This is a genomic window from Paracoccus lutimaris (assembly GCF_003337565.1).
GTDB lineage: Bacteria > Pseudomonadota > Alphaproteobacteria > Rhodobacterales > Rhodobacteraceae > Paracoccus > Paracoccus lutimaris.
In genome coordinates this window covers 43,639-57,056 of the sequence record NZ_QPJL01000003.1, presented here as the reverse complement: position 1 = coordinate 57,056, position 13,418 = coordinate 43,639, and the positions used below count along the sequence as shown (strand labels likewise).

The window sequence follows — 13,418 nt, the reverse complement described above, 5'->3', positions numbered from 1 at the left end:
ATCGGTTTTTGCCCTCGGCCCGCTTTCGGGCATCACCTCTCAGCCCTTGCGGGCGCCGCGCAGGCCGTCCATGTCGGCCATGAAGGCGCGGATCAGGGGCGAGGCGGGGGTCTCGGGCACCACCATCACCGCCGGCATCGCGGCCGAGCCGCTCATCTTGCGCTCGGCCCAGTTCTGCAGCTGGGCGATGGACCAGCCGCGCAGGAAGGGATTGGCCGAGACCACCGCCGCGCCCATCACGCTGTCCACCGATTGCGCCGGATGGGCACGCAGGGCCTGATCGGCCCCCGCCGGGCCCAGGAAATGCGCCAGATACAGCCGCCCGGCCGAGATCGCATGGCCGCGCGCGCGCAAATAGCCTTCGTTTTCCTGGGCCAGATGGCGGACCATCTGCCGCGACATGTCGGGGTCAAGCCGCAGGTCCAGCAATTCGGCCCGCGACAGGCTGACGATCAGGTCCGGGCGATAGCTGCGCAGCATCCGCAGCCAGGTGCTTTCGATGAACTGCCCCAGCCCGGTCGCGGTCGAGCGCGGGTTCTTGGCAGAGGCATTGCCGGCGCTTTCGACGCGGATGATATGGCCGATCAGCGATTCGATGGAATCCGAGGCCAACGCCTCGGTCCCGCCGCCGAAATAGGGCATCGGATCGACCGGCCTGCCGCCCTCGAGCAGCATGAAGGCCAGCTCGGGCTGCTCTTGCCCCGGCATCTGGCCGGTTTCGCCGATCACCGCACCGCGCGCAACCGCCGCCCCCTTGGCGATGGCCGGTGCCAGCGCGGCAAGGCCGATATAGCGGCTGACCAGCCCGTCCTCATGCGCGATCTCGACCCGGTCGCCAGTGGCCAGAATGACGCTGCCGGCACCGGCGGCCAGCACCGGGTTGCCGGGCGGCACCGTCCAGGCCACCTGCCCGCGCCCGGCCTGCGCCGCATCGCCCGAGGGCGGCACGAAACGCTGCGACAGCACGCCGCCCACCGGCGGCTGCAATTGCGCCGATGTCCCGCGCATCTGAACGCGCGCCCCCGGAGCATAGCATTCAAAGCCTTCGCCGGCCTCGGCGGGAACGACATAGCAACGCTTCTCGCCCGAAGGCCCGCTGACGCCGACGAACATCACCGCGCCGGGACGCCCCGCAGCTTCGGCGGCATAGATCAGCTCCAGCCGGTCCCGCGCATCGGCAAAGCCGTCAAGGTCGTAGACCTGCGACATCAGCGCCAGAGCCTCACCGATGATCTCGGTCGGCACCTCGTTGCGCAGAGCGGCGGAATAGATCACGTCCAGCAAACGCTGCTGCCCTGCGGAAGCCGGGGCCGGGTCGCCCGCCAGCGCCTTTTGCAAGAGCGGCTGGTCCGCCCAGGCATCGGCCCCCGGCACCAGCTGCCCCGCCGCCGACAGCGCCAGCGACCCGACATATCCGCCGCGATCGTAAAGCGTCAGTTGGATCACCTCGCGCAAGCCGCTTTGCGGCCGATAGCGCAGCGCCAGCACCGCGCCCGCTGGCAGCGTCTCGGCAAGCTCAAGCTGTCCGCGCAGGCGCGCGCCCAGGCGGTCGGCCTGCGCCGGGCTGAAGCCATTCGCCGCCAGCAGAGCCTCGGGGCGGGTCTCGATGGTGGTTTCAAGAATCAGCTCGCGCCACAGCGGCACGCGGCTGACCGCATCGCGCAGAAAGGCGATGCCCGAACTTGCGCGCTGCGCCTCGGGCGTCACGCCCGCAACGTCCTCGGCACCGCTCAGGCCGGCGGTCATCAGCCGCCCCCGGCCACGTTCGGCCTGAAACAGCGCGAATTCCTCGCGGGTCGAGGGCAGCGCCGCGACGAGCTGGCGGTCCTGCGCGATCAGCCGGCTGTCGAGCACCGCCAGTTCGGCCGCCGGCGCGGGCAGTCGGCGCGACGCGGCCAGCGCCGCGGGGGCGGGGCGGCGCTGCATGTCGGGGCGCTGGTTGTCCTGCGGCGCCGGGATGATCAAGGGATCGCCCGGAATATCGGCGAAGGTATCGACACGAACCACCGGCGCGATGTCGAATTCCGTCTCGACCTGAACCATGGTGGCCGCCGGCGCGGGCTGCAGCCAGGACAAGACCTGCGGCGCGATTCGCGGCCAGGTCAGCACCGCGAGACCCGCGAAGACCACCAGCCCGGCCCCGGTACGCAGCGCCAGTCCGCGCCGGCGGCGGCGACGCGCCCCCTGGCCCATCTGGCGAAAGCGGGGATCGACCCTGGTCATCGGTTCAGCGGAACATCCCCGACCCGATCATCGAGGGGTTGAACTGCGGCGAGGTGGTGGCGGGTTTCGCCGGCTGGACGGGCTTGGCCGGTTGCGCGGGCTTTGCCGCGACCGGTTTCGGCCGGCCCGACGCGCCACCCCCGCCCGAGCCGCCCCCGCCCGCGCCGCCCCGGGGCGGCGTGGCGACGACAACGGGGGCGACAATAGCGGCGCAGCGCAGGTCGCCGCTGCGGGCAATGGCGCGGAACAGTTGCGGCTGCGGGTCGCCCGCGACCGAGGCCCCGGCCGCCTGCCGCCAGCGCTCGACCGCGCGGACCGAGCCGCTGCCCCAGTCGCCATCGATGCGGCCGGTATAGCAATCGGCGCGACGCAATTCGGTCTGGATCGCCTCGGCCATGCGGTCGGGATCTGGGTCCAGGACGCCGCGGCCCAACAGCCGCTCGAACAGCGCGATGTCGCGCTGGCGGATCACCTCGCGCAGCGCGAAGGACAGGCCCAGCGGCCCGCGCGGCTCCATCGCCGCCAGAATCGCCATGTCGCCCACGATGATCGACGGGCGCGGCAGTCCGGCGCGCGGCGCCGCGGGCAAGGCCGACAGGCCGGGATCGGCCGGCGTCAACGCCGTCACCACAGCGCCGGCGGGCAGCACGGTTTCCGTCGGCGCCGCATTGGACTGGGCACCGATCACCACATCCGAGGGCAGCGGCGCGATCACCAGCCCGCCCTGCGCCAATGCCAGCGTTGCGCAGGCCAGCCAGCCGCCCAGGGCCAGCCCGATCCGAGATGTCGCGACGATCATCCTCTTGCCCATTCCCGACCCCTTCACCCCTCAATTCGGTCTTGGTGTCACAAAAACCGTCCAGTTCGGCTGATCCCCGGTATCGACCTCGGCGAAGCGCGCGTCCAGATAGCCGCGCAGCAGACAATCGCGCTGACCCTCGATCTCGAAGCGGCGCGGCGCCACGCAAAGCGGAATCGCGCCTGCCAGAACCTCATTACCGAATACATCCGCAGCAAAGACATAATAATAGCGTGACGTCAGCGTCTCGCGCTGCAATGTCGCACATTGGTTCGGGGCCACGCGCCACCAGCCGCGGGTCACGACATCCTCGCCCGCAGGCGCGGCGATGGCGACATTGAGCACGTCAAAGGACTGGTTGCACAGCCGCAACCCGGCCTGCGCGGCACCGGCAGGAAGCAGCGCGACCAGCGCCGCAAACAGGCCACGGCGGCAAAAATACAACGCAGGGTTGACAGAGCACCGATTGAGCAACGCTTCCAGCCGTGTTACAGCCCATAGGCATAGGAGATTTCATTCCCATGAAACCGATCCTGACCGCTTTCGCAACCTTGGCGCATCCCGGCACTCCGGCGAGGCGCCACAAGAATGTATCACAATTTGCGCGTGTGGGGTTCGGCAATGTCCCTGCACCCGACCTGTTAACCGGTTCTCTGAAAGGACTGCCATGCCGCGCTATTTTGGAAGGTTGCTCATCGCGCTGAGCCTTGGCCTTGCCTCTCCTGCCCTGGCCCAGGACGCGGCCGCGCCCGGCCCGGACAGCCGTGTCATGCTGGAGCTGAATGGCGCCTCGGATACCAAGGCGGGCGGCTGCCAGCTGACCATCGTGGCGACGAATCAGCTGGAGACCGGGATCAAGCGCGCCGCCTGGCAGGTCGCGATCTTTGACAAGGCCGGGGCCGTGCAATCGCTGCCGATCCTTGATTTCGGCGGCATGATCGCCGGCAAGACCCGCGTCGGGCTGTTCCCGCTGCCGGACCGCCCCTGCGCCGATATCGGTCGCATCGTCGTCAACGATGTCGCCGAATGCAGCGCCGAGGACGGCGCCGATCTGCGCGACATCTGCCTGGGCGGGCTGGCCACCCAGACCCGCACGGATATTGATTTCGGTCTGTGATGCACTGGGATCTGCCGCTTACGACCTGGGCCGTCTTTGCCGCGCTTGCGGGGCTGTCGATACTGACGCTGACGGTGGTGATTTTCAAGCTGATGCAGTTCCGCCGCATGGGCGTGGGCCATCACAAGCTGGGCGAAACCATTCTGGACGACTGGCTGAACGGCCGTCCCGACGAGGCGCAGCGCAAGGCGCAGGCCGGCAAGACCGTGCTGTCGCGCGTCCTTGGCGCGGTCATGTCCGGGCTGCGCGCCCGCCCCGGCGATCCCGCCTATGGCGAAGAGCTGGGCCGGCAGGTCGCGCTGGCCGAGCTGGTGCAGATGGGCCAGCGCATGCGCCTGCTTGAGGCCGTGGTGCAGATGGCGCCGATGCTGGGCCTTCTGGGCACGGTGATCGGCATGATCGACGCCTTTGGCAGCCTTGCGCTCAGCCAGCAAAGCTCGGACCCGCGGCTGCTGGCCGGGGGCATCTGGACCGCCCTGACCACCACCGCCGCCGGTCTTGCCATCGCGCTGGTGGCCTATTTCGTCTCGGCCTGGCTGGAGGGGCGGATCGATGACGAACGCCAAAGCATCGAGCTGGCGGTCTCGGCCGCGATCCATGGCCGGATCGCAAGGCCGCAGCGGGGCTGAGCGATGCAGGGCGCGCCCAGCCTGATGCGCGCGCCGGGGCTGGACCTGCCGGTCCGGCGCAGGAAGGGTGTCGCCTTTTCGATGACGGCGCTGGCGGATGTGCTGTTTCAGCTGCTGATCTTTTTCATGCTGTCCTCGAACCTTTCGGCCTATTCCATGCTGTCCCTGCGCAGCGGTGCGCTTCGCGGCGATGGGGGCGGCGAGGCCCCGGCCAGCGCCTCGACCGCCGTGACCGAGACCAGCGCCACCGCGATCTGGACGCTGAACCCGGATGGCATCGTCGCATCCGGGCAGCGTTTCGGCCTTGACCGGATGCAGGCGCTGGCCGACGCCCTTGCGCTGCAACAGACCCGGCATGTGCTGATCATCCTGCGCCCCGACGTGCCGGTCCAGAACGTCGCGACGGTGCTGGAACTGCTGTCGGCGCATGGCATCACCTCGGTCCAGATCGCCGAGGCACCCTCGGCCCCGGGGGCCGCGCCATGAGCATGCGCCTACCCACCAGCCGGGGCCGCAAGGTGCAAGTCGATACCTCGCTGGCGATCGTCAATATCGTGCTGCTGCTGATCTTTTACTTCCTGCTGGCCGGGCAGGATTCCAAGGTCCGGACCCAGCTGGAACTGGCGACCACCACCACGCTGTCGCCTGATACGCTGCCCTCGCCCGTGCTTGAGGTCCTCGGCCCCGAGGACTGGCGGCTGAACGGCCAGCCCATCCGGCCCGAGGCGCTGCCCGGCGCGCTGGCCGCAAGCCCGGGGCCGGTGCATCTGCTTTTGGACCGCAATGCGCCTGCGGGGCTGCTCGTGGGGCTGATGCGGCGCCCGGAACTGGCGGGGCATGAATTGCGTCTGGTCACGATCAAGGGGCTGGGCGGATGATCGGGGCGCAAGCCACCGCGCGCGGATGGACGCTGGCGGTGACAATCTCGCTTTCCGTGCATGCGGCAGCGGCGGGGGCGCTGATCTGGCGGCCCACATGGTCCTGGGCCACGGATGAGCCGGTGACGCCGGTTGCGATCCAGCTGACCGCCCTGACCCTGCCCGGCAACAATGCCCCGGCGGAAATCCTGACCCCCGTCACCACCCCGGTTCCCGCCCCCGAGATTGCGGCTGAAACCGGCGCCACCAAACAAGAGACCCCGGTCGCGGGCATGTCGCCGATCCTGCCCAACATGGCCCTGCCCATGGCTGGGGCCGAGACCCCCACCCCCGCCGCGCCCGAGATCCCGCCCGGCCCCGAATCTGCCCCCGAATCCGCCGCCAAGACTGCGGCCGAGACCGATCCCCGCCTGATCGAGCTGTTCGAGCGCATCCGCACCCGGCTGACCGCACCCTGCCTGCTGGCCCTGCCGGCACTGACCGCTGACGGCGAGATCCGGCTAAGCCTGCTGGCCTCGGATGACGGCCAGATCCCGGGGCTGCTGCGCGATCTGACGCAGGGGCTGGAAACCGAGATCACCGGACAGGCGGTCCTGCTGGATCCGCGGCAATGCCCCGGACTGACCTTTGCCCGGCGGGATCTGCGCTATCCGGTCTTTCCGCTGGCGGTGCAGCTTGCGGCGCAGGACGTGCCCAGCGGCAATACCCTGCGCGGCACGATTTCGGGTGCGACCGGGCGCCATGTCTCCCTGATCCTTGTCGATGACAATGGTGCCACCCACGACCTGCGTCGCTTTCTGGTCAATTCAGGCGGAAAGATCAGCTTTGAGGTGCCGGTGGCGCGCGACGGCGACGCCCGCGACACCCATCAATTGCTGATCGCCGTGGCAACCCCCACCCGCCCCGAGACCGTCAGCCGCGCCGCCGGCGAGCTGGCCGAGACATTCTTTGACCAGCTTGCCCGCGAGGTCGGCCCCGAAGCCCTGACCGGGGTCGCCAGCGTCTATATCCGCTAGGCGAAATCATAGGCGAAGCCGCCGTCGCCCACCTTGATCGTCACATCCGACATCGGCTCGCCCGAGACCATGCGCGACAGCACCTGACGCGACAGGTCGGGCAGGATCGAGTTGGTGATGATATTGTCGATCATCCGCCCGCCGCTGTCGGGGTCGCGGCATTGCGCCACGATATGGTCGATGACCGCGCCGTCCCAGACCAGTTGCGTGCCATGCGAATCCCGCATCCGCCGCGCCACCGAGCCGAGTTTCAGCCGCGAGATCCCGCCCAGCACCTCGGCCGAGAGCGGCACATAGGGGATGGAGACGATCCGGCCCAAGAGCGCCGGTGGGAAGGTGCCCAGAAGCTCCTCTTTCAGCGCGGCTTCCATGGTTTCGGCGTCGGTGATCGTGCCCTCGGGGGCAAGGTTCATGATCGTGCCGGTCCCCACGTTCGAGGTCATCAGGATCAGCGTGTTGCGGAAGTTGATCGGGCGGCCATTGCCGTCCTCCATCCGGCCCTTGTCGAAGACCTGAAAGAACAGCTCGTGGACGTCGGGATGGGCTTTCTCCATCTCGTCCAGCAGGACGACGGAATAGGGTTTGCGGCGCACGGCCTCGGTCAGGCGGCCACCCTCGCCATAGCCGACATAGCCGGGGGGTGCGCCTTTCAGCAGCGATACGGAATGCGCCTCCTGGAATTCGGACATGTTGATGGTGATGACGTTCTGCTCGCCGCCGTAAAGCGCCTCGGCCAGAGCCAGCGCGGTTTCGGTCTTGCCGACGCCCGAGGGGCCGCAGAGCATGAAGACCCCGATGGGCTTTTCGGGATTGCCAAGGCCGGCGCGGGCGGTTTCGACGCGCCGCGCGATCATCTGCAGGCCCTGATCCTGACCGATGACGCGTTCGCGCAGATGGTCGGCCAGACCCAGCACGGCCTGCAATTCATCGGCGACCATACGGCCCGCAGGAATGCCGGTCCAGTCGCTGATGACGCTTGCCACCGCCTGTTCATCGACATGCGGCCAGATCATGCGGTCATCGGCATGGATCTGGCCAAGCTGGTCCATGGCCCCGGTCAGTTCCGCGCGGACGGTCGCTTCGTCGAAATCCTCGCCGGCCTTTTCGGCAAGGCGCGCACGCAGGCCAAGGATCTGCTCGACCAGCGACTTCTCGTCGGCATAGGCGCGGTCCAGATCGGCCAGATTGTCCTGCGCAGTTTTCAGGCGCTGGCGGGTTTCCTCCAGCCGGGCTTCGTCGGCCTCGCCCAGCTCGCGCTCGGCCTCGCGGGCGATGATCTCGCTTTCGTAAGATGCGATCTCGGCGCGCAGATCGGCGATGCGGGCGGGGATGGCGGATTGGCTGACCGCCACCCGGGCGCAGGCCGTATCCAGAAGCGACACCGCCTTGTCGGGCAATTGCCGCGCCGGCAGGTAGCGCGCCGACAGCTTCACCGCCGCCTCAAGCGCCGCGTCCGAGATGCGGACCTTGTGATGGGTCTGCATCGGACCCAGCAACCCGCGCATCATGTAGCAGGCCACCTCGATTGAGGGTTCATCCACCGCGATCGGCTGGAAACGCCGGGTCAGCGCCGGGTCTTTCTCGAAATAGTTGCGGTATTCGGCCCAGGTCGTGGCGCCGATGGTGCGCAGGGTGCCGCGCGCAAGCGCCGGCTTCAGCAGGTTCGCGGCGTCGCCCGTGCCCGCCGCGCCGCCCGCACCCACCAGCGTATGCGCCTCGTCGATGAACAGGATGATCGGGACGGGGCTCGCTTGCACCTCGTCGATGACGGAACGCAGGCGCTGTTCGAACTCGCCCTTCATGCTGGCCCCGGCCTGCATGGCGCCGATATCCAGCATGTGCAGGCGCATGCCTTGCAGGGTGGGGGGCACCTCGTTCGCGGCCAGTTTCTGGGCGAAGCCCTCGACCACGGCGGTCTTGCCGACGCCGGCCTCGCCGGTCAGGATCGGGTTGTTCTGGCGCCGGCGCATCAGCACGTCGACGATCTGGCGGATCTCGTCATCGCGGCCCACCACCGGGTCCATCTTGCCCTCGGCGGCCTGCGCGGTCATGTCGACCGAGAACCGCCCCAGCGCGGTCGAGGCCCCCTGCCCCTCGGCCCGCCCCGCACTGGCCGCACCGATGCCGGTGCCGTCCATCGGGCGCATGTCCTCTTCCTCGGAATCGGCCCAGAGGGTGCGCGCCTCGGCGCCGATGCGTTCGGCGGACATGTCGGCGAAGATCGGGGAATATTGCTCGATCTCGCGCCGCAGGGTCAGGTCATTCAGCAGCGCCACCAGAAGATGCCCGGTCCGGATCTGCGCCTCGCCAAAGAACAGCGTCGCATAGGTCCAGGCGTGGTTCAGCCCGTCGGCCAGCCGCTCGGAAATGCCGGGGGTTTCGGTCACGTTCTTCTGCAGCCGGTCGATGGCCTGGCCAAGGTCTTTCAGCACCCGGCCCCGGTCCAGCCCAAGACCCCGCAGCGTGACCGAGATGTCGGCGTCCTGATGCGAGATCGCATGAAACAGCCAATGGCTGAGTTCGACATTGCGGTTGCCGTCGCCGCGCGCCTGCCGCATCGCCTGCAAAAAGGCCTCATAGCCCAGCCGGTTCATCTTGCCGGCGAATTTCTCGATGGTGATTGCGGTCATGCCTGGCCTCTTTCAGTCTGCGTGCCCGCATCGCGGCTTAGCGCGAAACGGGCAACTTCGATGTAATCGGAAACACGGTCGATGCCCTCGGGGCGCATGGCGGCAAGCCAGCCGATGGCGGCGTCGCCCCCCAGCCGCGCGGGCGGAATGGCGTCGGGGGGCAGCGAAAGGGCCAGATCGACCTCGATGCATTTGCCCAGATACCAGAAGACCAGATCGGCCAGCCGCAGATGACGGGACTGGCCGGGCAGGAATGTGCGATATTCGCTGACATCGGGCAGGTTCACGCGGATGCAGATCTTTTCGTTCACCGATTGCAGCCGCGCGCCCAGATAGACGTCCTGACCCAGCGCGCCGCCCTGCCCCAGCCCGCGCAGGTCGTCGGATTCGAATTCCAGCCAGCAGGGCAGATGTTCCTGAACATCGACCGGATGGCCGAAATAGCTGGCCAGCATCTGGCGCAGCCGCACCGCGCTGCGCACCCGCCCCCCAAAGATCGAGACCAGCGGCAGCCGCGCGATATCAGGAAAGCTGTCATGGTCGCGAAACGCGGGCGAGCCCATCCCGGCCACCGCGGCGACATAGGTGCCGAACCGGTCCTCGTCGGGGCGGTCATGCTGGCTGATGGCATGGGCATCCGACCAGGCGCGAAAGAAAAGCTGGTAAAACCGCGCCGACAGGATGTCGGTAAAGCGGACAAAGCCGTCCTCGCCCTCGTCCTGCCAACGCAGGACTTCCTCGGTCGTGTTCAGGGGCAGCGCGCCTTGCGGGCCGAAAAAGCCCATGAACTGCGCGCGGATGCGGGTGCGGTCGCCGGGACTGTCGGGCTGGCGCAGTTCCTCGGCCGGAAAGGCCAGCTGCGGGTCCTGCCCGATATCGGCGATGTCCTGCGCGCGCCGGACCGAGCGGCCGATGCGGGGCCGGTGCCCCTGTTCGCGCTCCAGCCGGCGCAGCAGCGCCAGAAAACCCGCCTCGCCTGTCGTCGGTCCGGCAGGCGTCATATCAGCGGACCAAGCCCGGTGCGCGGCGGAAATCGCCGGATCAAGCCGCGCTGGCGGCTGCTGATGACGGTCTGGGTAAAGCTGTTCACATTGGCATATTCGGCCAGGAACCGGTCCAGCACCGCGCCCAGCAGGATGATGCCGCTGCCCTCGAAGGCGGTTTCGTCAAAGGTGATGGTCAGCTCCAGCCCGCGGGCGGGAAAGAACCCCTCCGGGCGGCGGATCGAGCGGGTGACCGGGCGCACCACCAGCCCGGTCAGGCCGGCGACCTGCGCCTCGGTCACATTGTCCGAGGCATCGGCGAACAGCGTCAGGATCTCGCGCAGGCTGGCGGCGCCGTCGCGGCCGAAACGGTCGTCCAGCCCGAAATGGTTCAGCGACAGATACGAGATCAGCCGCCAATAGACATCGCCCTGACCCATGCGATGGGGGCCGGCGCGCTCGACCTCGGACATGGCTTCGCGGGGCTGGGTCGGGCCGCTGATGCAGGCCAGCGGCATCGCCTGATCGGCGACCATGTTGAAATCGTTCGAGCCGACCAGAGGCAGCGCCGCCGGCAGATGGCGGTTCGAGCAGAGCGCGCGGATATGCAGCCGCTGCGCCCGGCGCCCGACCACGGATTCGGGCGGCTCATGGATGGCGATATAGGTTTCGGTGCCGCGATAATCATGGCGCAGCCCGGCGCGGCGCTCGGTCTCGGTCAGGCGGCGCTGCTTGCGGCGCGCGGTATAGTAATAGGTCGCGCGGGGCGCGGTCGCGTTCTGCGGCAGGGCGTAAAGCGGGAACACTTCGACCCGGTCATGGGCGGTGCCATAGCTGGCATGGACGCGCAGCAGGCGCTGGATCTCGTAATGCGTGATCGGGCTGGAATCGGGCGTCACCACATATTCATGGCGGCGGTCGTCCAGCCGTACCTGGTTCGAGCTTTCCTCGAACAGATTGATCGAGGGCGCGCAGTTCAGGCGGATATCGCCCTTTTGGGTCTGGCGGGCCAGTTCGTCGCTGGCGCGGTCGAACTCGACGATGAGCTGCACCTGATCGGCCGGGATGCGGCCCAGCATGGATTTCAGCCCGGTGACGCGAAAGCCCAAGAACTTGCGTGGAAAGGCAAAGAAATCGCGCAGGATGGCAAAGCCTTCGAACATGCGGCCATTGCGGTCGAAGAGCAGTTCGTCGCGCTCAAAGCCGATCTGCCCGATCTGGTCGGGGCGCAGCCGGATGAAGGCCGCATCGCCATTGGGCTGCAACCAGCGCAACGAGGCGCGCGTCACATTGCAATGGATCTGTTCGTAAAGCGCGATGGCACGCTGGTGATCGGCGGCGAAATGAAAGGTCAGCGCATCCTGCGCATGGCTGGACATCGGCTCGCCATCGGTGCGCTGCAGGTCGATCTGCAACCCGGCCTTGCTCAGCCGGTCGGGGTCCTGCCCCAGCCCGCCCAAGGTTGTGGTGCGGTCGTGATAGACCAGATCCGAAACGGTCAGGGGCAGCACCACCAGGGGCGAGGTCAGGCTGAAGCGGCAGGTCACGCGCTTGTCGGCGTCGCGAAACCGTGCATCCAGATATTCGCCGCGCGCAAAGACCTTGGGCTCACCATCGCCGGTCTGGCGGGTCAAGGGCGGTGCCTCGACCATCATGCAGCTGGGAACAGGCGCCAGCGCATCGGGAAAGATCTGTTCCAGCAGCTCGGTGGTGAAGCCGCGAAACTCCTCGTCCAGTTTCAGCTGGACGCGGGCGGCCAGAAAGGCGGTGCCCTCCAGAAGGCCGGCGATGGTCGGGTCGATATTCTCGCGCAGCACGCCGCCAAGGCGTTCGGCCAGCCCCGGAAATTCCTCGGCGAATTCGGCCGAGCGTTCGTAAAGCATGTCCAGTTCACGCTCATAGGCGTCGCGAAAGGCCTTTTTCATGCGTCGCCCTGCATGCGTTTCATGGCGATCTTGCCGGCGGCGGGGTCCACCTCGGCATAGAATTGCAACGGGATATCGGTCGGATCGGCAATCATTTCGGCTATGATTTCAAAGGTCAGGCGCTGGTCGACGGTCGGTGCGATCTCGTCAAGACGGACCTCCAGCGTCTCGGCGCGCAGGCGCGGTTCATTGCGGATCAGGGCCTCGCGGATGGCATGGGCCAGATCGCCGGGCGTGCGGTTTTCGCGCCAGATCGTGTCCATGTCCTGAAAACCGTGATTGATGACCGAGTTACGCACGCGGGGATTGTCTGCCAGATCGACGCAGACATCCAGACGGATCGTGTTCATCAGGCTGGCAATGTCGCGGGCAAGGTTGCGGCGCAGGGATTCCTCGCTGGCGCCTTCGCGGCGCTTCTGGCTGAGAACGGTCAGGTCGCGCTCGCCCTCGGTATAACGGCGGCCCTGATCGCGCGAATCCCGCCGCGCGGCGGAATCGCGAAAGATATGCATCAGCGACATTTCACGCAGGCCGCCCCGGCCCGGATCCCTGTCAGAGGACTGACGACGCTTCGCCATGCCATGCCCCGTTGCTGGCCGCCTGCCCCGCCGCAGAACGGGGCGGGCGTAAAGAAACAGGGCCGGCAACATGCACCGACCCTGTCCAGAACTGCCTGAAGGAAACGCCGATTAGGCGCTCCATTCCTTGTTCTCGGCAATGTCCCAGCCCGCCAGGGTCTCGGCGCCGGCGGCACCGGTGTCTTCCTGCAGGGTGTAGGCCACTTCGAAGCGGCGGAAGTTCAGGGTCAGGGTTTCCTGAATGCGGTCCAGACCATCCTTGGCGCCACCGGTCGAATAGCTGGTGATCATGATGTTCTGGAACTTGATGCGGAAATATTCGACCGGCGCGGCGCCGCCCGACTTGCGCACGATCAGCTCACCCGATTCGATGTGCTCACCGTTGGTGCAGCGCTTGATCAGGTCGTTCGAGGCCAAGTCGACATATTTGGTCAGGGTGATGTCTTGCACATTCACCTTGCCGCCGCCGCCGCCCGAGCCGACATGGGTGGTGCCCGACTGGGTCAGACCCCAGTTCCAGGCCAGGACGTCGATCTCATTACGATGGGTGTCGTCTTGCGACTCCCCTTTGATATTGTTCGACAGCTTCAGAAAGATATCGACAGCCATTAGATGAGCTCCTTGATTACGCTAGACTATT

At 67.4% G+C, this 13,418-nt stretch carries 13 protein-coding genes; 5 read left to right on the top strand and 8 right to left on the bottom strand.

Annotated elements, in window-relative coordinates; translation table 11 throughout:
• Positions 1-39: 39 nt before the first annotated feature.
• From DFP89_RS04180 to DFP89_RS04170, 3 genes are read right to left on the bottom strand one after another with little or no spacing between them, the layout of a single operon-like run.
• The gene (locus DFP89_RS04180; RefSeq protein ID WP_114348138.1) at positions 40-2,223 is read right to left on the bottom strand and encodes a M23 family metallopeptidase; all 2,184 of its coding nucleotides are present in this window, start codon (positions 2,221-2,223) and stop codon (positions 40-42) included.
• A 4-nt stretch (positions 2,224-2,227) separates the two neighbouring features.
• Positions 2,228-3,034, bottom strand: a complete 807-nt coding sequence (locus DFP89_RS04175) for a peptidoglycan-binding domain-containing protein (RefSeq protein WP_114348137.1) — start codon at positions 3,032-3,034, stop codon at positions 2,228-2,230.
• Between the two features lie 18 nt (positions 3,035-3,052).
• The gene (locus DFP89_RS04170) at positions 3,053-3,466 is read right to left on the bottom strand and encodes a DUF1036 domain-containing protein (protein WP_245948589.1); all 414 of its coding nucleotides are present in this window, start codon (positions 3,464-3,466) and stop codon (positions 3,053-3,055) included.
• 223 nt (positions 3,467-3,689) lie between these two features.
• Between DFP89_RS04170 and DFP89_RS04165 the strand changes: the two genes are divergently transcribed.
• Genes DFP89_RS04165 through DFP89_RS04145 form a run of 5 tightly spaced genes read left to right on the top strand, consistent with a single transcriptional unit; the run spans position 3,690 to position 6,662 of the window.
• The gene (locus DFP89_RS04165) at positions 3,690-4,139 is read left to right on the top strand and encodes a DUF2059 domain-containing protein (RefSeq protein ID WP_114348136.1); all 450 of its coding nucleotides are present in this window, start codon (positions 3,690-3,692) and stop codon (positions 4,137-4,139) included.
• On the top strand, positions 4,139-4,768 hold the full coding sequence (locus DFP89_RS04160) for a MotA/TolQ/ExbB proton channel family protein (protein ID WP_114348135.1): 630 nt from the start codon (positions 4,139-4,141) through the stop codon (positions 4,766-4,768). Before DFP89_RS04165 ends, DFP89_RS04160 begins: the two co-directional genes overlap by 1 nt.
• A 3-nt stretch (positions 4,769-4,771) precedes the next feature.
• Positions 4,772-5,254: an ExbD/TolR family protein gene (locus tag DFP89_RS04155; protein ID WP_114348134.1), complete on the top strand. Its 483-nt coding sequence runs from the start codon at positions 4,772-4,774 to the stop codon at positions 5,252-5,254.
• Positions 5,251-5,646, top strand: coding sequence for an ExbD/TolR family protein (locus DFP89_RS04150; RefSeq protein ID WP_147273267.1), 396 nt, complete (start codon positions 5,251-5,253; stop codon positions 5,644-5,646). Before DFP89_RS04155 ends, DFP89_RS04150 begins: the two co-directional genes overlap by 4 nt.
• Complete coding sequence (locus DFP89_RS04145; RefSeq protein ID WP_114348132.1) at positions 5,643-6,662, top strand: dihydrolipoyllysine-residue succinyltransferase component of 2-oxoglutarate dehydrogenase complex; 1,020 nt, start codon at positions 5,643-5,645, stop codon at positions 6,660-6,662. Before DFP89_RS04150 ends, DFP89_RS04145 begins: the two co-directional genes overlap by 4 nt.
• Here DFP89_RS04145 and tssH read toward each other — a convergent pair.
• From tssH to DFP89_RS04120, 5 genes are all read right to left on the bottom strand, one after another.
• The gene (gene tssH, locus DFP89_RS04140) at positions 6,659-9,292 is read right to left on the bottom strand and encodes a type VI secretion system ATPase TssH (RefSeq protein WP_114348131.1); all 2,634 of its coding nucleotides are present in this window, start codon (positions 9,290-9,292) and stop codon (positions 6,659-6,661) included. The genes DFP89_RS04145 and tssH overlap by 4 nt on opposite strands.
• Entirely contained in the window at positions 9,289-10,293 is a 1,005-nt protein-coding gene (tssG, locus tag DFP89_RS04135) for a type VI secretion system baseplate subunit TssG (protein WP_114348130.1), read from the bottom strand. The genes tssH and tssG overlap by 4 nt, the downstream gene beginning before the upstream one ends.
• The gene (tssF, locus tag DFP89_RS04130) at positions 10,290-12,200 is read right to left on the bottom strand and encodes a type VI secretion system baseplate subunit TssF (protein ID WP_114348129.1); all 1,911 of its coding nucleotides are present in this window, start codon (positions 12,198-12,200) and stop codon (positions 10,290-10,292) included. Before tssF ends, tssG begins: the two co-directional genes overlap by 4 nt.
• The gene (locus DFP89_RS04125) at positions 12,197-12,778 is read right to left on the bottom strand and encodes a type VI secretion system baseplate subunit TssE (RefSeq protein ID WP_181870242.1); all 582 of its coding nucleotides are present in this window, start codon (positions 12,776-12,778) and stop codon (positions 12,197-12,199) included. The genes tssF and DFP89_RS04125 overlap by 4 nt, the downstream gene beginning before the upstream one ends.
• 111 nt (positions 12,779-12,889) lie before the next feature.
• Positions 12,890-13,387, bottom strand: a complete 498-nt coding sequence (locus DFP89_RS04120) for an Hcp family type VI secretion system effector (protein ID WP_114348127.1) — start codon at positions 13,385-13,387, stop codon at positions 12,890-12,892.
• Positions 13,388-13,418: the final 31 nt, after the last annotated feature.

Bases quoted from the DNA above. Each gene is read 5' to 3' on its own strand.
- DFP89_RS04155 (WP_114348134.1), top strand. From the start codon at position 4,772: ATGCAGGGCGCGCCCAGCCTGATGCGCGCGCCGGGGCTGGACCTGCCG.
- tssF (WP_114348129.1), bottom strand. From the start codon at position 12,200: ATGAAAAAGGCCTTTCGCGACGCCTATGAGCGTGAACTGGACATGCTT.
- DFP89_RS04160 (WP_114348135.1), top strand. From the start codon at position 4,139: ATGCACTGGGATCTGCCGCTTACGACCTGGGCCGTCTTTGCCGCGCTT.
- DFP89_RS04145 (WP_114348132.1), top strand. From the start codon at position 5,643: ATGATCGGGGCGCAAGCCACCGCGCGCGGATGGACGCTGGCGGTGACA.
- DFP89_RS04150 (WP_147273267.1), top strand. From the start codon at position 5,251: ATGAGCATGCGCCTACCCACCAGCCGGGGCCGCAAGGTGCAAGTCGAT.
- DFP89_RS04165 (WP_114348136.1), top strand. From the start codon at position 3,690: ATGCCGCGCTATTTTGGAAGGTTGCTCATCGCGCTGAGCCTTGGCCTT.
- tssG (WP_114348130.1), bottom strand. From the start codon at position 10,293: ATGACGCCTGCCGGACCGACGACAGGCGAGGCGGGTTTTCTGGCGCTG.
- DFP89_RS04180 (WP_114348138.1), bottom strand. From the start codon at position 2,223: ATGACCAGGGTCGATCCCCGCTTTCGCCAGATGGGCCAGGGGGCGCGT.
- tssH (WP_114348131.1), bottom strand. From the start codon at position 9,292: ATGACCGCAATCACCATCGAGAAATTCGCCGGCAAGATGAACCGGCTG.
- DFP89_RS04175 (WP_114348137.1), bottom strand. From the start codon at position 3,034: ATGGGCAAGAGGATGATCGTCGCGACATCTCGGATCGGGCTGGCCCTG.
- DFP89_RS04125 (WP_181870242.1), bottom strand. From the start codon at position 12,778: ATGGCGAAGCGTCGTCAGTCCTCTGACAGGGATCCGGGCCGGGGCGGC.
- DFP89_RS04120 (WP_114348127.1), bottom strand. From the start codon at position 13,387: ATGGCTGTCGATATCTTTCTGAAGCTGTCGAACAATATCAAAGGGGAG.